Origin of the sequence: Streptomyces sp. NPDC059003 (genome assembly GCF_042740445.1) — a bacterium.
Taxonomy (GTDB): Bacteria; Actinomycetota; Actinomycetes; order Streptomycetales; family Streptomycetaceae; genus Streptomyces.
Genome location: NZ_JBHYJH010000056.1, coordinates 1 through 18,138 on the forward strand (window position 1 = coordinate 1; position 18,138 = coordinate 18,138).

Below are 18,138 nucleotides of genomic sequence, written 5' to 3' on the forward strand. Positions count from 1 at the left end.
TAGGCGCCGCCTTGTCGGTAGGCGCCGCCTTGTCGGTAGGCGCCGCCTTGTCGGTAGGCGCCGCCTTGTCGGTAGGCGCCGCCTTGTCGGTGGGCGCGGCCCCCCGAAGCGGTGTCTCCCGTACGAACAGCGCGGCGAGCAGCCCGATCGCCGCCATCACCGAGCCGAGCAGGAACGCGGCGTGCGTCCCGGACGACACCGCGTGCTGGTAGGCGTCGCGCACCACGTCCGGCAGCTTGGCGAGGCTCGCGGCGTCCAGCTGCGCGGACTGCTCGGTGACCTTGCCGCCCGCGGCACCGGCCCGCTCGGCCATCTCGTCCTGCACCCGGTTGTTGAACAGCGCGCCCATGACGGCGACGCCGAAGGACGAGCCGAGCGTGCGGAACAGCGTGGCCGAGGAGGAGGCGACGCCCACGTCCTTCATCTCGACGCTGTTCTGCGCGACGAGCATGGTGATCTGCATCAGGCAGCCCATGCCCGCGCCGAGGACCGCCATGTAGATCCCGGTGGTCAGGCGGGAGGTCCCGGTGTCCATCTGGGAGAGCAGGGCGAGGCCCGCGCCCATCAGGACGCTGCCGACGATCGGGAAGAGCTTGTACTTGCCGGTGGCGGTGGTGACGCGGCCCACGACCATCGAGACGACCAGCATGCCGAGCAGCATCGGCATGAGCAGCAGACCGGAGTTGGTGGCCGACGCGCCCTGCACGGCCTGCTGGTACAGCGGCAGGAAGAGCATCGCGCCGAACATCACGAAGCCGGACAGGAACCCGATCGCCGACATCAGCGTGAAGTTGCGGCTGCGGAAGATCCGCAGCGGCATGATCGGCTCGGCCGCCTTCTGCTGGACGAAGTAGAAGCCGACGAGCGCGGCGACGCCGAGGCCGATCAGCTCCATGATCACGGCCGAGCCCCAGGCGTACTCCGTGCCGCCCCAGGTGGTCACGAGGACGAAGGCCGTGATGCCGACGGTGAGCAGCGCCGCGCCCAGGTAGTCGATGCGCCCGCTGGCCTGCTTCTTCGGCAGGTGCAGCACGGCGCTCACCATGAACAGGGCGACGATGCCGAGCGGCAGGTTGATGTAGAAGGCCCAGCGCCAGCCGAGGTGGTCGGTGAGGGTGCCGCCGACGAGCGGGCCGCCGATCATCGCGACCGCCATGACGCCGGTCATCATGCCCATGTACTTGCCGCGCTCACGGGGCGGCACCAGCTCGCCGATGATCGACATGACGCCGACCATCAGGCCGCCCGCGCCGAGCCCCTGCACGGCACGGAAGCCGATGAGCTGCCCCATGTCCTGGGCGAGACCGCTGAGCGCGGAGCCGATCAGGAAGATCACGATGGAGGTGAGGAAGGCGCCCTTGCGCCCGTACATGTCGCCGAGCTTGCCCCAGATCGGGGTGGAGGCGGCGGTCGCGAGGGTGTACGCGGTGACGACCCACGACAGGTGCTCGAGGCCGCCGAGATCGCCGACGATCGTCGGCATCGCGGGGCTCACGATCATGTTGTCGAGCATCGCGAGGAGGATCGCGACCATCAGCGCGAAGATCACCACGCGCACGCTCCGCTGCGGCGGCCCTTCCGACGCCTGCTCCTCGCCTCCCGGGCTCCCCGGGCCTTTCTGGCTTCCTGGTTTGACCGCTACCGCACTCGCCATGACTTTCCCCGCTCCCCGACTACTTACTTGCCGCCCGGCAAGTTGACTACACTGAGGGAAGGTAGACCCGTAACTAGCCGGGCGTCAAGCAAGTTGGCTGGGGTGGTCACCAAGCAGTTCCCCAAGGGATCGCAAAGGGCGAGTCACCTGGGAGCAGTGGAGGAGTGCGAGGATCGCCCCATGGGCACAGGGAAGCAGCAGCGCCGCGGGGACACCCGCCAGCGCATTCAGGACGTGGCACTCGAACTGTTCGCGGAGCAGGGGTACGAGAAGACGTCGCTGCGGGAGATCGCGGAGCGGCTCGAGGTCACGAAGGCGGCGCTCTACTACCACTTCAAGACCAAGGAAGACATTCTCAACAGCATCTTCGACGATCTGACCCGGCCCATCGACGAGCTGATCGCCTGGGGCAAGGAGCAGCCGCGCACCCTGGAGACCAAGCGCGAGATCCTGACCCGCTACAGCGAGATCCTGAACGACGCCGCGCCGCTCTTCCGCTTCATGCAGGAGAACCAGGCGACGATGCGCGACCTGAAGACCGGCGAGAGCTTCAAGGACCGCGTCTTCGCACTCCTGAACATCCTCAGGGGCGACGACCCGGCGACGCCGATGGTCTCGCAGGTGCGCTGCTTCAGCGCGCTGTTCACCATGCACGGCGGGATGTTCGTGCTCAAGGACGCCGAAGGCGACCACGAGGAGAAGCGGAAGGCCATCCTCGAGGTCGCCATCGACCTGGTGACCCAGGCGCACGAAGACGCCTGAGCCGGGGGCGTACGCGCGGGGGATCGGACACGCACGCCCGGCTCGGTTCGGCCGGACGCGTACGTCGGGCCGGTGCCGCTTACGTCGCTCGCGTCAGACGCGCACGCCCTGCTTGCCCAGGAAGGAGACGGGGTCGATCGCCGAGCCGTAGTTCGGCGTCGTGCGGATCTCGAAGTGCAGGTGCGGGCCGCTGGAGTTGCCCGTGTTGCCGGACAGGGCGATGCGCTGGCCGGTGCCGACGTTCTGGCCGATCCGGACCTCGACGCGCGACAGGTGCGCGTACTGCGAGTAGGTGCCGTCGGCGTGCTTGATCACGACGGCGTTGCCGTACGCGGGTCCGTCGCCGGCGCCGTTCGGGCCCGCCTTGACGACGGTGCCGGCGTGCACGGCCTCGACCGGGGTGCCGACCGGCACGGCGAAGTCCTGGCCGGAGTGCTTGTGGGCCCACATGCTGCCGCCGAGACCGAAGGTCGCGGAGAGCCGGTAGTGCTCGACGGGGTGCTGCCAGGCCGGGGCCGGGGCCTTCTCGGCGGCGCCCGCGACACCCGCTCCGAGAGCCGTCACCGCACCGACACCGACGGCGACGACGGCCGCCCGCGCACGGCGCAGGGACGGCTTGGGATGGCGGGACGCGGAGCGCTTCGACATGGGGGACCTCCGGGGCGGGGACGTCGCGGGGACGTCGCAGGGGCAAAAGGGAGTCCGGCACGCGAGGGGGGTGCGTGCCGGACAGCCATCCCTTGGTAACCCGCCCCCCGCCGCAGCCCCAAAACGCCCCTCTACTAGGAGCGGCCGTACCCCGGGCGTCAGACCGCGCCGGGTTCCGGGTCAAAAGTCCCTTCTGCGGGGGCGTACGTCACCACTAGGGGGCGTAGTACGTGACGTACGTCCTGTGCCCCATGTCACCGGACCTCATGATCACCCACCCCTGGAATGTGACCCGCGCTACGGAGAGGCGGGGTACGCGACGGAGAGGCGGGGCGCGCGCACGGGCAAAGGCATTGCCCCTAAGGATCATGGGGCGGTAGCGTGACATCGGCCCGTTCGCAAAGGCAACGGGGCAATGCGTGACGCGCAACTGCGGTCGCGGTGGGGGATGTTGAGGACGCGGGGGTCCATTTCCGGGCGCTTGCCGCTGCGCGCCCGCCGCGCCGCTCCACCTTCGGAGGGGGAACTTCATGAAGAAGCGTCTGACAGGCATGGTGGCCGTAGCGGCCCTGGCCCCGGTCCTCGCTCTTGCGAGCACCGGCCAGGCCTATGCCGCGTCCACCGTGACCTGGAGGAACGAGGGCAACGGCAAGTACCTGGCGTACTTCAACGGCAAGGTCCGCACGACGTCCGCGACCGGGGCGAGCATGAAGTGGACCGAGAGCAAGCAGTCCGACGGCACGTACACCATGAAGCACCGCCTCACCGGCAAGTGCCTCGACGCCAACTCCGGCGGCTCCGTCTATCTTCGTGCTTGCAACGGCGGCAGCCACCAGAAGTGGCGCGAGAAGAAGACCTCCTGGGGCTGGCGCCTGAAGAACAAGGCCACCGGGCAGACCCTCGGCGTCATGGGCACCGGGGCCGTCTACACCGGTCGCGACCAGGGCGACGCACCCCAGCGCTGGAGCTGACGCCGACCGCGTCGGCAACGGGCCCTCCACTCGCCGGACGGCGGGCGGAGGGCCCGTTCCGCCGCCACCCCCAAGGCCACGGGACGCGCGGCCGGCGCTACGCTCCCGCGCATGGAACCCGCGGCCGTCGGCATCCGTCTCGCGTCCGGAGTCGTCACCCCTCTGATCAGGAAGCTGTTCCACCGCCCGGGACCGGGGGCGGGCCTGGTGGACAGACCCGTACGCATCGGCTCCCTGGTTTCCTTCACGGGCGAGCAGCGGCACCTGGCGAGGAAGGACCTGGAACGCCTCTCCGGAGAGCTGGTCCGCCAGGCGGTCCGCACGGGCGAGCGGCCCCTGCCCGCCGCCGAGGAGCAGGCGGTCGTCCACGCCCTGACCGACACCCTGCACGCGCTCGGCGACGTCACGCTCACGGACGTGGAAGCGGTCGAGCTGGGCCACGCCGAGCTGGCGGCCCACCTGCGCCGGGCGGCCGGTGACCCGTCCCGCGACCTGTCGGCCGACGCCACGCACTTCTACGCGCGGCTGCTCGACACGACCTGTCTGCACGTCCTGAACTTCTTCACCCAGCGCTCGACCTTCGTCCCCCACACCCTCGTACGCCAGAGCCGTCGCCAGGCGGAACTCGTAGCCAAAGTTGACGAGTTGATCCGCAGGGAGCCGCTTCCGGGCGCGGAGGACGCGGCGTTCGAACAGCGGTATCTGGAGCACGTGGCGAAGAAGCACGGGAAGCTGACGATCTTCGGGATCGACCTCGCCAGCTCTCCGGAGAGGTGGCCGCTGGACGCGGCCTATCTGAGCCTGGCGGCGACGGGGCGCGAGCAGCACGTCGGGGACGTGCGCGTGGGCGACGACTGGTACCGGGTCCACGAGGCCCTCCTCGACCCGGGGGCCCGCCGTCCCGCGGACCAGGCCCTCGCCGCCCACGAGCGGGTCCTCCTGCGGGGCGAGGCGGGCTCGGGCAAGACGACGCTGGTGCAGTGGCTCGCGGTGACGGCGTCCCGGCAGGACCTGGACGACCGCATGGCGTACCTCTACGACCTCGTCCCGTACGTCCTGCCCCTGCGCACCCTGACCCGCCACGGCGAACGCCTCCCGGCCCCTCAGGACTTCCTGTCGTCGGTGGGCTCGCCGCTGGCCGGTGCGCAGCCGGGCGGCTGGGAGGCCCGCGTCCTGACCGCCCGCCGGGCCCTGCTCCTGGTCGACGGCATCGACGAGGTCCCGGACAAGGAACGCGCCCGCACGCGCGCGTGGCTGGCCGACCTGATGGACGCCTACCCCGGCAACCGCTGGCTGGTGACGTCCCGCCCCTCCGCCGTACGGGACGACTGGCTCGCGGACGAGGGCTTCACCGAGCTGACGCTGGAGCCGATGGGCACGACGGAGGTGACCGCCTTCATCGGGCGCTGGCACGCGGCGGCGCGGACGGGCGCCCCCGAGGAGGACGCCGACCTCGCCTCGTACGAGACCCAGCTCCTGGACGCCGTGCGCGCCAAGCCCGACCTGGGCCGCCTCGCCACCAACCCCCTGATGTGCGGCCTGATCTGCGCCCTGCACCGCGACCGCCGCGGCTTCCTGCCCCTCGGCCGCAAGGACCTCTACACGGCCGCCCTGTCCATGCTCCTGCTGCGCCGGGACCGCGAGCGCCATCTGAGCGGGCCGGAGGTACGGGAGGAACCGCAGCTCCAGGTTTTGCAACGCCTTGCATACTGGCTGATCCGCAATGGCCGTACGGAGATGGACCGTTCGCGGGCCGAGTCGATCATCGCCGACGCGCTGCCTGCGGTGCCGGAGCTGGCGGCCCTCGGGGACGCGGGGGCGGTGTACGCGCACTTCCTGCACCGCAGTGGCCTGCTGCGCGAACCGGGCCCGGGGACGGTCGAGTTCGCCCACCGCACGTTCCAGGACTTCCTGGGGGCGCGGGCCGCGGTCGACGAGGGCGACTTCGGGCTGCTCGCCGAGCACGGGGCGGACGACCAGTGGGAGGACGTCGTCCGGATGGCGGTGGCGCAGGCGCGGCCGCGGGAACGGGCGGAGATCCTGCGGGAGTTGCTGACGTACGGGGACGCTCGCCCCGAGGGGCGGGTGCGCAACCGCATCCATCTGCTGGCGGCGGCCTGCCTGGAGCACGCGGCGGAGCTGGACCCCGGTGTGCGGGAGGAGGTGGAGCGGCGGACGGCCGACCTGATTCCGCCGATGAGCCACGGGAGCGCCCGCGAACTGGGATCCGTGGGCCCCATGGTCCTCGACCTGCTGCCGGGTCCGGAGGGCCTGGGCGGGGCGGACGCCCTCTATGTGACGGTCGCGGCGACGCACGTCGGGTCGGACGCGGCGATTCCCTTCCTCGCCCGCTTCGCACAGCACCCGTACCTCCAGGTGCGCAGCCAGCTCATGTGGGGCTGGAACCGCTTCGACCGCCGGCTGTACGCGGAGCAGATCATCGCCCGGCTCGACGACGGCAGCGTCTACTTCACGGTCCGCGAGGACGAACAGGTCGCGGAAATCGAGCGGTTGGGCCTGCGCCCAAAGCTCCTGGACATCCGCGAAGGGGTCACGTCGGAGGCGGCGTCACGCCTGATCAGCGCCTGCGAGCCCACCTACCTCAACCTGCTCCTGCCGCCCCACAGCCTCGACTCCGACGCCCTGACCGCGCTGTGGGATCTGGACACGCTGCACCTGTACGTCGACGAGGACCCGTGGAGCCTGTCCGACTTCCCCGCCGAGGCGCCGCTGCGCAGGCTGGCTCTCGCCATGTCGCAGAACCACGTACACGGCCTGGACCGCCTGGACCGCTGGGAGAACCTGGAGCACGTCAGCGCCGGCTGGGGCGACTACCCGTCGTCACCCGGGCACTGGCGGGCCCTGTCCCGCCTCCCCCGCCTGATCCAACTGGACCTGCACACGAGCTGCGTCCCCAGCGCTCCGCCCGGCCTGTCCCTGCCGACGGTCCGGAGCGTCGAGCTGGAGTCCTCGGAGGGCTGGGAGACAGCGGTGCGCCGCCTCCCGGGCCTCTTCCCCGAGCTCCGCTCCCTCATCGTGACGGCCTACGAGCACGAGGGCGACATCGACGTCTCCGCGCTGGCGCAGCACCCGACGCTCGACCACCTGGAGGTGCAGGCACCGCACGTGCTCGGCCGCGAGGCACTGCCCGCCCGCATCCGCGTGCAGCTCTTCCTGTGACCGCCGTCGGGGGCACACGCTCCCCGCTCGCCCGAACCCGGGCCCTTGCCGCCCTCATATGCACGCTCACCCTCGCCCGATCGGATGACCCCACACAGTTCCCCCACCTGTAAAGCACCCCCTGCGCCAGCCTCACCCCATGCACAGGTACGAAGATCTGCTGGCCGAGGCCAAGGCCACCGCCGACGCCGCGCGCGTACGGGCCCGGCGGGCCGTGAACACCGAACTCGTCCAGATGTACTGGCACATCGGCAAGCTGATCCTGGCCCGGCAGCACGCGGAGGGCTGGGGAACCGGCATCGTGGCGCGGCTCGCCGCGGACCTCGGCGCCACGTTTCCCCAGCAACGCGGCTTCTCGTACCGGAACTTGGTGCAGACCCCGAAGATGGCCCACACCTGGCCCGCCCTCATCACGCACCGCCCGGTCGCCCAGCTCCCCTGGCGCCACATCACCGTTCTGCTCGACAAGCTGCACACCCGCGCGGAGCGGGACTTCTACGCCACGGAGGCCGTCCGCAACGGCTGGTCCCGCGCGCACCTGAACCTCGCGATCCGCCAGCGGTTGCACGTGCCACAGAGCACCGCGCCCGTCCGGCAGGACGTGACGCTGCCGGACGGCTCCCCCGCCCTCGACGAGCTGGCGAGCGACCCGTACCGCCTGGACTTCCTGCGCCTGGACGACGAGGAGCGCCTCGACCGCGCGGACGGGGAGGCGATCGCGGCCCGGACGATCCGCTACCTCACCGGGCTCGGCACCGGATTCGCCTTCGTCGGCTGCCGCCACCCCGTACCGGCCGCGCACGGCCCGCACGTCGTCGACCTGCTCTTCTACCATCTTCGGCTGCACCGGTACCTCGCCTTCGCCCTCGACGTCCAGGGCGATCGGGGCAGGCACCTCGGCAGGCTCGCCGCGCACACGAAGGCGATCGACGACCTGCTGCGCGACCCGGCCCGGGACAACACGACCCTCGGCGTCCTCATCGAGTCCCGCTACGGCCGCGCCACCTACGCCCCCGTCCCCTTACCGGAATCCCAACTGATTCCCACGGAGGAGGACTTGAGCCGCGTCGTACGCGCCGTCACCGACCCCTTGGAACCCGTACCCTCATTCGACGGAACCGCACGACGACCGTGAGTACGACGACTGTGAGCACGACGACCACGAGACGGCGAAAGGGCCCCGCCCATGGACCCCGCACTGCTCGGCACGCGCCTCGCCTCCAGCGCCGTCGCGCCGCTCGTCCGCAAGCTCTTCGTACGGGAGGGGCCGGGCGCGGGCCTGGTCGACCGGCCGGTCCGCCTGTCGGCCCTGGTGTCGTTCCGGGGCGAGCAGCGCACGCTGACGGAAGCGGACGTACGGAAGCTCGCCACCCGCCTCGTCCGCGAGGCCGTGGACTCCCCCGGCGAACCCCCCTTCCCCCTGGACGAGGAGACCGCCGTCACGGACGCGCTCGCGCGCCGGCTCCTCGCCCTCGGCCACCTGGACATGAACGACGTACAGGCCGTGCACCTCGGCCACCGCGCGCTGGCCAGGAAGCTCCACACCGACACGACCCACCTCACCGCGGACGCCACCGTCTTCCTGGACTCCGTCACCGAGTGGGCGTGCATCCACATCCTGCACTTCTTCACCCAGCGCACGACCTTCACGGCCCGCACCTTGGTGGAGCAGAGCCGCATCCAGGCGGAACTCATAGTCAAACTTGACGAGTTGATTACGAGGAATCCCCGTCCCGACGCCAGGGACGCCTCTTTCGAGCGCCGCTACCTCCCCCACATCGCCGACAAGCACAACCGCATCACCATCTACGGCATCGACCTCCGCGAGTCCCCCGACCGCTGGCCCCTCGAAGTCGCCTACCTGAGCCTGGAAGCGACCACCAACGAGGGCCCCTCCCTCGGGGGCGGTGGCAACTTCCCCCTGGACGCCCCCGTCACCGTCCAGCTCCCCGCCGACACGGCCCTCGCCGAACACCCCCACGTCCTGCTGCGCGGCGACGCGGGCTCCGGCAAGACCACCCTCGTCCAGTGGCTCGCGGTCACCGCGGCCCGCGAGGGCACCCGCATCCCCTTCGTCCTCCCCCTCCGTACGCTCACCAGGGCCGCCGCCCTGCCCGCGCCCGCCGACTTCCTCACCGCCGTCGGCTGCCCCCACACCCCGCCCGACGGCTGGGCCGAACGCGTCCTCACGGCCGGACGCGGCCTCGTCATGATCGACGGCATCGACGAGGTCCCCGCCGCCGACCGCGCCCGCACCCGCGACTGGCTCCTCGACCTCACCCACGCCCACCCCGGCAACCAGTGGCTCGTCACCACGCGCCCCACCGCCGTACGCCCCACCTGGCTCGCCGACCGCGGCTTCCGCGAGCTGACCCTCGCCCCCATGAAGCGCGCCGACGTCACCACCTTCGTCCGCCGCTGGCACGCGGCCGCCGACGCGCGGTCGTACGAGGAGAAGCTCCTCACCGCCCTGCGCACCAAGCGCGACCTGGCCCGCATGGCCACCAACCCCCTGATGTGCGGCCTGATGTGCGCCCTGCACCGCGAGCGCCGCGGCTTCCTGCCGCGGGGCCGCAAGGAGCTGTACGACGCCGCGCTCTCCATGCTCCTCACCCGGCGCGACCGCGAACGCGGCATGGGCGCGCCCGACGGCATCGAACTCGGCGAGGAGGCCCGGCTCGACCTCCTCCAGGCCCTCGCGTACGGCCTGATCCTCAGCGGTCGCACGGAGATGGACCACGACGGGGCGCTGCTGCTCCTGGAGCGCGCCCTGCCGAACATCGCGTCCGCCGCCGAACAGGGCGACGCCGAGGCCGTCTTCCGCCACCTCCTGCTCCGCAGCGGCCTGTTGCGCGAACCCGCGCCCGGCGTCGTGCACTTCGTCCACCGCACCTTCCAGGACTACCTGGGCGCGCGGGCCGCCGTCGCCGACGGCCACCTGGACGCCCTCGTGAGCCACGCGGGCGACCCCCAGTGGGAGGACGTCATCCGCATGTCCGTCGCCCACGCCCGCCCCGCCGAACGCGGCCGCCTCCTGCGCCAGCTCCTGGCCGCCGACGACTCCCCGCGCGTCAGCCTCCTCGCCCTGGCCTGCCTGGAGGACGCGACGACCCTCGACCCGGCGGTACGGCAGGAGGTGGAGGCGCGGGCGGCGGGGCTGATCCCGCCGCGTACGGCGGCCGAGTGCCGCCTCCTGGCGGAGGCGGGGCCCTTGGTCCTCGAGCTGCTTCCGGGGCCGGAGGGGCTCACGGACGACGAGGCGTTGGGCGTTGTCCATACGGCCCGGCTCGTGGGCCAGGAGTTCACGCTTCCCGTACTGAAGCGGTTCCGGGACCACCCGGACTCAAGGGTCCGCAGCCAGGTGCTCTCGGCCTGGGACGACTTCGACCCGGACGAGTACGTCGACGAAGTCGTCGCCCACGTCCCGTGCCACGACGTCTTCCACACGGCGTCGACAAGGACTCGGGCCGAAGCACTCCGTAGGGCGGGCCCCTTCCCCCGCTTCAGCATTTCCGGCGCGTACACAGCCGAGGAACTGCTCACCTACGTCGATTCGGATGCCCTCAAGCGCCTGACCGTATTCGACAACCCGGTGCTGACCGATCTGACCCCGCTCACCACGTTGCACAGGCTCACGAACCTCGTCCTGTCCAACTGCCTGTCCCTCGTCGACCTCAGCCCCCTGGCGGCATTGGACCTCGACTGGCTGTACCTGCGCCTCGCGGGCAATCCCCTCCCCGTGCGGGGCCTGGAACATGTGACGACAGTGAAAACCCTGGGCATCGGTTACGGACTCGCCGGGAACCTCACCAAATGGCTGCCCACCGGCTCCCCGCTGGAAGCCCTCTCCTTCCTTTCGGGAGCCGTCGGCAGCGCCGGATTGCGCGGCCTCGGTCACTGGACGACGTTGACGTATCTCGCCCTGGACAAAGGTCGGACCGAACTGACCGCCATGGACTTCGAAGAGATAGCCACGCACCCTTCCCTCGACTCCCTGCACCTGGACCGGCCGATCCTGCCGGAGTTCCAGCACGCCCCCGAACTCCCGGGAATCGAAACGCTCAGGCTGTGGTCCCTGTACGGCACCGAGGACCTCGCCCACCTGCCCAGGATCTTTCCCGACGTACGCAAGGTCATCATCGCCCCGGCCGCCAACCACTACTTCCCCGCCGACCGCTACGACGGCCTCTTCCCCCGCGCCGAAGTCGAGGTCCTCAACAGCTTCTGGAACACCCCGCCCTCATAACGGAAAAGGGACTGCCCCGGACCGTGGAAAACGGTCCGGGGCAGCCCCGTCGGCTCACCCTCGAAGGGCTACGCCTCCTTGCTCAGGTTGGGTCCGGACCCGCCCGCCGTCGACTCGATCGGCGGGACGTCCGGCAGCGCGGTCTTCTCCTCGCCACGGAACGTGAACGTGGCGGTCTCGCCCTCACCCTCCGTGTCGACGACCACGATGTGGCCCGGACGGAGCTCGCCGAAGAGGATCTTCTCGGAGAGCGTGTCCTCGACCTCGCGCTGGATGGTGCGGCGCAGCGGCCGGGCACCCAGGACGGGGTCGTACCCCTTCTTGGCGAGGAGCTCCTTCGCGGACTGGGAGAGCTCGATGCCCATGTCCCGGTCCTTCAGGCGCTCGTCCACCTTGCTGATCATGAGGTCGACGATCTGGAGGATGTCGTCCTGGCTCAGCTGCGGGAAGACGACGACGTCGTCCACGCGGTTGAGGAACTCGGGGCGGAAGTGCTGCTTCAGCTCGTCCGAGACCTTGTTCTTCATCCGCTCGTAGTTGGTCTTCGTGTCGCCCTGGGCGGCGAAGCCCAGGTTGAAGCCCTTGGAGATGTCCCGCGTGCCGAGGTTGGTCGTCATGATGATGACCGTGTTCTTGAAGTCTACGACGCGGCCCTGGGAGTCGGTCAGGCGACCGTCCTCCAGGATCTGCAGGAGCGAGTTGAAGATGTCCGGGTGGGCCTTCTCGACCTCGTCGAAGAGGACGACGGAGAACGGCTTGCGGCGGACCTTCTCGGTCAGCTGGCCGCCCTCTTCGTAGCCCACGTAACCGGGGGGCGAACCGAAGAGCCGCGACACCGTGTGCTTCTCGCTGAACTCCGACATGTCGAGGGAGATCAGCGCGTCCTCGTCACCGAAGAGGAACTCGGCGAGGGCCTTGCTCAGCTCGGTCTTACCGACGCCGGACGGGCCCGCGAAGATGAACGAGCCGCCGGGGCGCTTGGGGTCCTTCAGACCCGCACGCGTACGCCGGATCGCCTTCGAGAGCGCCTTGACGGCGTCCTTCTGGCCGATGACGCGCTTGTGGAGCTCGTCCTCCATGCGCAGCAGGCGGGAGGACTCCTCCTCGGTCAGCTTGAAGACCGGGATGCCCGTGGCCGTGGCGAGGACCTCGGCGATCAGCTCGCCGTCGACCTCGGCGACGACGTCCATGTCGCCGGCCTTCCACTCCTTCTCGCGCTTGGCCTTGGCGGCCAGGAGCTGCTTCTCCTTGTCGCGCAGGGAGGCGGCCTTCTCGAAGTCCTGCGAGTCGATCGCGGACTCCTTGTCGCGGCGGACGCCCGCGATCTTCTCGTCGAACTCGCGGAGGTCCGGCGGCGCGGTCATCCGGCGGATGCGCATCCGCGATCCGGCCTCGTCGATCAGGTCGATCGCCTTGTCCGGCAGGAAGCGGTCCGAGATGTACCGGTCGGCGAGGGTGGCCGCCTGGACCAGGGCCTCGTCCGTGATGGAGACGCGGTGGTGCGCCTCGTACCGGTCGCGCAGGCCCTTGAGGATCTCGATGGTGTGCGGAAGCGACGGCTCCGCGACCTGGATGGGCTGGAAGCGGCGCTCGAGGGCGGCGTCCTTCTCCAGGTGCTTGCGGTACTCGTCGAGCGTGGTGGCGCCGATGGTCTGGAGCTCACCGCGGGCCAGCATCGGCTTCAGGATCGAGGCCGCGTCGATGGCGCCCTCGGCGGCACCCGCACCCACGAGCGTGTGCAGCTCGTCGATGAACAGGATGATGTCGCCGCGGGTGCGGATCTCCTTGAGGACCTTCTTCAGGCGCTCCTCGAAGTCACCCCGGTAGCGCGAGCCGGCGACGAGGGCGCCGAGGTCGAGCGTGTAGAGGTGCTTGTCCTTGAGGGTCTCGGGGACCTCGCCCTTGACGATGGCCTGGGCCAGGCCCTCGACGACGGCGGTCTTGCCGACGCCGGGCTCACCGATCAGGACGGGGTTGTTCTTGGTGCGGCGGGACAGCACCTGCATGACCCGCTCGATCTCCTTCTCGCGCCCGATGACCGGGTCGAGCTTGGACTCACGAGCGGCCTGGGTGAGGTTCCGGCCGAACTGGTCGAGGACCAGGGACGTGGAGGGCGTGCCCTCGGCAGGACCGCCGGCGGTGGCGGTCTCCTTGCCCTGGTAGCCGGAGAGCAGCTGGATGACCTGCTGCCGCACCCGGTTGAGATCGGCGCCCAGCTTGACCAGGACCTGGGCGGCGACGCCCTCGCCCTCGCGGATCAGGCCGAGCAGGATGTGCTCCGTGCCGATGTAGTTGTGGCCCAGCTGAAGGGCCTCGCGGAGCGAAAGCTCCAGGACCTTCTTGGCACGGGGGGTGAAGGGGATGTGGCCCGAGGGCGCCTGCTGGCCCTGGCCGATGATCTCCTCCACCTGCTGGCGGACCGCCTCGAGCGAAATCCCGAGGCTCTCCAGGGCCTTAGCGGCGACACCCTCACCCTCGTGGATCAGGCCCAGGAGGATGTGCTCGGTGCCGATGTAGTTGTGGTTGAGCATCCGGGCTTCTTCCTGAGCCAGGACGACAACCCGCCGCGCGCGGTCGGTGAACCTCTCGAACATCGTTAATCGCTCCTCAGAGCGGTCAGGCAGTAAGGGGTCGGTCCCCTCCCTGTCCTTCCGCAGCTTAGTCCCGCAAGCGGGGACCGCTCATTCCAACTGCCGACACCGGTCGGATCACCCTCACTACGGTAGGGAACGCTTCCTGACTCATACGCCGACACATGCTCCAACCTGATGGTGCGAGACGATGTTCCCGCAGGCCAGGCAGTTAGCCTCACCGCTAGTACGCCGTTGGCGAACGTGAGACACCTGAACGCTGCGTGTCGCCCCACCCCACTAGGGATGTCTTACCCGTATGCACGGACACTCCATGCGGCGCACACCGGTTCCCTCCGCTACGGGCGAACACCCTTGCGCCGGGGAGAACGTCCACGCGCCCCCTCTTTGACCACCCTGCGCATCCGAAGCACCACCCAGCGTGACAGCGGCCGTAACTCCCGTACGCCAGGGACGGTTGCTCAGGCATGGCCCTCAGCGTTCCGCACCCCAGGCCGCCCGCCGAGCAGCACGACCGGCGCGACGACGGGCGCGACAGCGCGCCGCGCCCGGACCCGGTACGGCGGTGGTACGAGCGCGACCTGGGCTGGGCCGTGGCGCCCGGGCCCGGGGTCCGGCTCGTCACGGGCGTGCGCTTCGACGTGCTCGAGCTGCCGGCCGATGCGGGCTTCGCCGCGCTGCGGCACCTGGGCCCGAAGGCGCCGGTGGCACTGCACGGCGAGACGATGCGGCTCTTCGTGGCCGCGGGCAGCGCGGACGAGCTGCCGGGTCTGCTCGACTGGCTGGAGTGGGGAGGCATCCCCCTGGACCTCACGGCGATCGGCGCGGGCGGCCTGGTCGACGCGCCCACCCCGCCCGGAGTGCCGGGCTCACGGGGAGCCGCCGTCTGGCTGCGACCCCCCGAGCCGGGATACGAGGTGGAGGCGACGCTGCCGTCCCTGACGGTGCGCTCCCCCCGCGCGCCGCGCGCCGCGCTCGCGGCGGACGGCAGCGGAACCGACCCCCATTCCGGCTCCGCCGCGGGCTCCGATCTCGTACGACTCGTGGACACGGCGGCAACGCAGTGCCACCGGGCCCGCCTGCGGCGTGCGAGCCGTCAGCCGTTGGCCTTCTCGTAGGCCTCGCGGATGGACGCGGGGACGCGGCCGCGGTCGTTGACCTCGAAGCCGTTGTCCTTCGCCCACGCGCGGATCTGCGCGGTGTTCTCGCTGCCGCCCGAAGTGGCGGCCCGGGACTTGCCGCGCCCGCCGGAGCGGCCCCCGGTCCGACGGCCGCCCTTCAGGTACGGCTCGAGAAGACCGCGGAGCTTGTCTGCGTTGGCGGTGGTGAGATCGATCTCGTAGCTCTTGCCGTCGAGGGCGAACGTCACGGTCTCGTCCGCCTCGCCGCCGTCGAGGTCATCGACAAGAAGGACCTGAACCTTCTGTGCCACCGGATTTCCTTTCATCGATAACTTCAGGGCCGGGCCATGCGGCGCGAGCCGCCGATTCGCCGCCCCCTGTTATATGCAGCACTGCAGTACGTCGGAAAGCAAACCGCTTTTCTTGGAAAAACACAAACCCCTGGGAGAGACCGGCTCCACGAGATCCCGGGAAACATGCGCGTTTCGGACATAGGGAACCGGGGCATGTGACAGCCCGGAATACTCCCGTCACGATCACAGATGCAGAAGCATCCGGCTGTTGCCCAAGGTGTTCGGTTTCACTCGTTCGAGGCCGAGGAACTCGGCGACGCCCTCGTCATAGGAACGCAGCAGCTCGGTGTAGACATCTGTGTCGACGGTATCGGCGGGCGTCTCGCCGATCTCCACGAAGCCGTGCTTGGCGAAGAAGTCGACTTCGAAGGTGAGGCAGAAAACCCGCCGCACGCCGAGCCAGCGCGCCGTCTGCAGCAACTTACCGAGCAGCTGATGGCCCACGCCCGCGCCCTTGACCTGAGGATTCACCGCCAGCGTGCGCACTTCGGCGAGGTCTTCCCACATCACGTGCAGCGCGCCGCAGCCGACCACCTCGGCGTTGTCGTCGCGTTCCGCGACCCAGAACTCCTGGATGTCCTCGTAAAGCGTGACGGTCGCTTTGTCGAGCAGGATGCCCCGGCGGACGTACGAGTCGAGCAGGGACCGCACTGCCGGCACATCCGCGGTACGGGCCCTGCGTACGGAGACCGCATTCGACGTGAGTACAGGCGGCGCGCCGAGTTCGGGGCGTTCGGCGTGCGCTGCCGCGAGTTCGTCGGACGCGCGGAGTTCGTGCGGCTGCGCTGGGAGTTCGTCGGGCTGTGCTGGCATGAGCGGACGCTATCGCCCGGTCCCGCCGTCCGGGGCGCCGGGGTTCTCGGGGTTCGCCGGGTTCGCTGGGTTCTCGGGGTTCTGCTGGGGCTGCGCCGGGTTCACCGGGTTCACCGGGTTCTCGTGGGACTCCACCATGCGTACGGCGTCGGTGAGGGCTTCCCGCTGCTGCGGCGACATCATCCCGAAGAAGGCGACGAGAGCGGCCGCGGGGTTGTCGCTCTGCGACCAGGCCTCGTTCATCAGTGCGGCGCTGTAGGCGGCACGGGTGGAGACCGCCTCATATCGATAGGCGCGGCCTTCCGCTTCGCGACGCACCCAGCCCTTCTGATGGAGATTGTCCAAAACGGTCATGACGGTGGTGTAAGCGATGGACCGTTCCTGCTGAAGGTCTTCCAGGACTTCTCGAACGGTCACGGGGCGGTTCCACTTCCACACCCGTGTCATCACTGCGTCTTCGAGTTCTCCCAAGGGGCGAGGCACACCAGAACAATAGTGTGCGAAACCCCTAATGGCGTGACGGACGTGGCATACCGGTCATTTACGCAACAAAAAGGGCGTACGACTCGGAAAGCTGCGGAGTCGTACGCCGGGGGCAGGGCGGGGCGGCAGCGCGCGCCGACAGGGCGCTGATCTGCGGGATCCGGATCAGGCGTCGCCGGGCTTCGGGGTCTGCCGGACGGATTCGGCGCGGGCGATCGCCGCGTCCACGGCGGCGTCCTCCTTGGCCTTGTTGGCGCCGCCCTGGGTCTTGACGATCGTCACGATGAGACCGACGAAGAACACGGCCATCACTACGGGGGGCACGAGCGCGGAGACGTATTCCATGCCCCCAGCGTAGCTAGCCCGCGGCGAGCCGCTGCGACGGGGAGGTGGGCGGGGCCGGTGGGGCGGGCGGTGCGGGTGGCGCGGGTGGTGCGGCGGGGCGCTTGGGCGGGAACACCTCGGCCGGGGTGGGCACGGGGCGGGGGCGCTCGCCGCCCTTGTCACCGGCCTTGTCGATGGCCTTGTCGCCGGCTTGGGCGCCGGCCGCCGAGAGCCCTCCCGGCAGGGCCAGCAGGCGGGTGCGGGACGGGGGCACGGTGGGCGCGGCGTGCCTGGTGCGCTCGGTGGCCGCCGCGAGGCGGGTGCGTACGTCCTGCTCCGCGAGCGTCCGGCAGCGGTCGAGCAGGGCCGCCGCGCGCGGGGTGCCGCGCAGGGCCCGGAGGGCCGCGAGGTCGTCGGGGGTCGGCCGGTAGCCGGTGGCGAGCACGTCCTCCAGGAGCGCGAGGTAGCCGGCGGCCGTGCCGGGCAGCGCCTCCCGGTAGCGGGCCAGGTCCGCCACCAGGAAGGCGCGCAGCCGGGCGCCCTCGCGTACCGCCTCGTCGATGTCGTCGGCGAGACGGACGCACTCCTGCACGGCCTGGTCATCGAGGGCACGAACGGTACTGGGGTGCAGGGCGTGGGCCAGCGCGCCGCGGAGCACTCGCAGCTCCCGCGCGCCGAAGGCCATCCCGCCCCGGGATCCGTATGGCGTGGGCATGGGGTGACGATACGTTGAAAGGGGGCGAAATCCTGTTATTTGGATACGAGTACTCGCCGTGGGCGGTTTGCGGCTTTCTTTCCCACCCGCCCGCCCGTTTCCAGCGCCACGCGGGGTGACCGCCCCTGGTGGGGCTCATCCGCCGTCGGCGGCGCCTGGGGTGGGTGGGCGGGGAACCTCCCGCCGCGAAGCGGCGGGGCGGAGGCGCATCCGACCCCCGGCGAGGCTGGGGTGGGGCGGTAGGCCGCTATCGGCGGCGAATGGGGTGCTGTCTCTT

General features: G+C 70.3%; 14 protein-coding genes. 6 read left to right on the forward strand and 8 right to left on the reverse strand.

The window, feature by feature from the left end:
- A partial coding sequence (locus ACFWZ5_RS20670) for an MDR family MFS transporter (RefSeq protein WP_384890919.1) occupies nucleotides 1-1,654 on the reverse strand: 1,654 nt, incomplete at its 3' end.
- Between the two features lie 180 nt (nucleotides 1,655-1,834).
- Between ACFWZ5_RS20670 and ACFWZ5_RS20675 the strand changes: the two genes are divergently transcribed.
- Complete coding sequence (locus ACFWZ5_RS20675) at nucleotides 1,835-2,416, forward strand: TetR/AcrR family transcriptional regulator (RefSeq protein WP_384793770.1); 582 nt, start codon at nucleotides 1,835-1,837, stop codon at nucleotides 2,414-2,416.
- Nucleotides 2,417-2,509: 93 nt separating this feature from the next.
- Here the strand turns inward: ACFWZ5_RS20675 and ACFWZ5_RS20680 are convergent, their stop codons facing one another.
- Nucleotides 2,510-3,064, reverse strand: a complete 555-nt coding sequence (locus ACFWZ5_RS20680) for a M23 family metallopeptidase (RefSeq protein WP_384793773.1) — start codon at nucleotides 3,062-3,064, stop codon at nucleotides 2,510-2,512.
- A 530-nt stretch (nucleotides 3,065-3,594) separates the two neighbouring features.
- Here ACFWZ5_RS20680 and ACFWZ5_RS20685 point away from each other — a divergent pair.
- The 4 genes from ACFWZ5_RS20685 to ACFWZ5_RS20700 all read left to right on the forward strand — a co-directional run bounded on the left by ACFWZ5_RS20685 (nucleotide 3,595) and on the right by ACFWZ5_RS20700 (nucleotide 11,461).
- Nucleotides 3,595-4,035, forward strand: a complete 441-nt coding sequence (locus tag ACFWZ5_RS20685) for an RICIN domain-containing protein (protein ID WP_384793775.1) — start codon at nucleotides 3,595-3,597, stop codon at nucleotides 4,033-4,035.
- A 111-nt stretch (nucleotides 4,036-4,146) separates the two neighbouring features.
- Nucleotides 4,147-7,215, forward strand: coding sequence for an NACHT domain-containing protein (locus ACFWZ5_RS20690; protein ID WP_384793778.1), 3,069 nt, complete (start codon nucleotides 4,147-4,149; stop codon nucleotides 7,213-7,215).
- Nucleotides 7,216-7,354: 139 nt separating this feature from the next.
- Nucleotides 7,355-8,350: a PDDEXK nuclease domain-containing protein gene (locus tag ACFWZ5_RS20695; protein WP_384793781.1), complete on the forward strand. Its 996-nt coding sequence runs from the start codon at nucleotides 7,355-7,357 to the stop codon at nucleotides 8,348-8,350.
- A 51-nt stretch (nucleotides 8,351-8,401) separates the two neighbouring features.
- A complete protein-coding gene (locus tag ACFWZ5_RS20700) occupies nucleotides 8,402-11,461 on the forward strand; it encodes an NACHT domain-containing protein (protein ID WP_384793783.1) in 3,060 nt (1,019 codons plus the stop codon).
- Between the two features lie 68 nt (nucleotides 11,462-11,529).
- Here the strand turns inward: ACFWZ5_RS20700 and ACFWZ5_RS20705 are convergent, their stop codons facing one another.
- Nucleotides 11,530-14,055 carry an ATP-dependent Clp protease ATP-binding subunit gene (locus ACFWZ5_RS20705; protein WP_384793787.1) on the reverse strand — a complete coding sequence of 842 codons (2,526 nt, stop codon included), beginning with the start codon at nucleotides 14,053-14,055 and terminating at the stop codon, nucleotides 11,530-11,532.
- 464 nt (nucleotides 14,056-14,519) lie between these two features.
- Between ACFWZ5_RS20705 and ACFWZ5_RS20710 the strand changes: the two genes are divergently transcribed.
- A complete protein-coding gene (locus ACFWZ5_RS20710; RefSeq protein WP_384793790.1) occupies nucleotides 14,520-15,170 on the forward strand; it encodes an SCO3374 family protein in 651 nt (216 codons plus the stop codon).
- Here ACFWZ5_RS20710 and ACFWZ5_RS20715 read toward each other — a convergent pair.
- The 5 genes from ACFWZ5_RS20715 to ACFWZ5_RS20735 all read right to left on the reverse strand — a co-directional run bounded on the left by ACFWZ5_RS20715 (nucleotide 15,149) and on the right by ACFWZ5_RS20735 (nucleotide 17,831).
- Nucleotides 15,149-15,484, reverse strand: a complete 336-nt coding sequence (locus ACFWZ5_RS20715; protein WP_384793793.1) for an Lsr2 family protein — start codon at nucleotides 15,482-15,484, stop codon at nucleotides 15,149-15,151. The genes ACFWZ5_RS20710 and ACFWZ5_RS20715 overlap by 22 nt on opposite strands.
- Before the next feature lie 225 nt (nucleotides 15,485-15,709).
- Nucleotides 15,710-16,339, reverse strand: a complete 630-nt coding sequence (locus ACFWZ5_RS20720) for an amino-acid N-acetyltransferase (RefSeq protein WP_384793795.1) — start codon at nucleotides 16,337-16,339, stop codon at nucleotides 15,710-15,712.
- Between the two features lie 9 nt (nucleotides 16,340-16,348).
- A complete protein-coding gene (locus tag ACFWZ5_RS20725) occupies nucleotides 16,349-16,786 on the reverse strand; it encodes a BlaI/MecI/CopY family transcriptional regulator (RefSeq protein WP_384793798.1) in 438 nt (145 codons plus the stop codon).
- 201 nt (nucleotides 16,787-16,987) lie between these two features.
- A complete protein-coding gene (locus ACFWZ5_RS20730) occupies nucleotides 16,988-17,167 on the reverse strand; it encodes a hypothetical protein (RefSeq protein WP_384793801.1) in 180 nt (59 codons plus the stop codon).
- A 13-nt stretch (nucleotides 17,168-17,180) separates the two neighbouring features.
- Nucleotides 17,181-17,831, reverse strand: a complete 651-nt coding sequence (locus ACFWZ5_RS20735) for a hypothetical protein (protein WP_384793877.1) — start codon at nucleotides 17,829-17,831, stop codon at nucleotides 17,181-17,183.
- Nucleotides 17,832-18,138 lie beyond the last annotated feature (307 nt).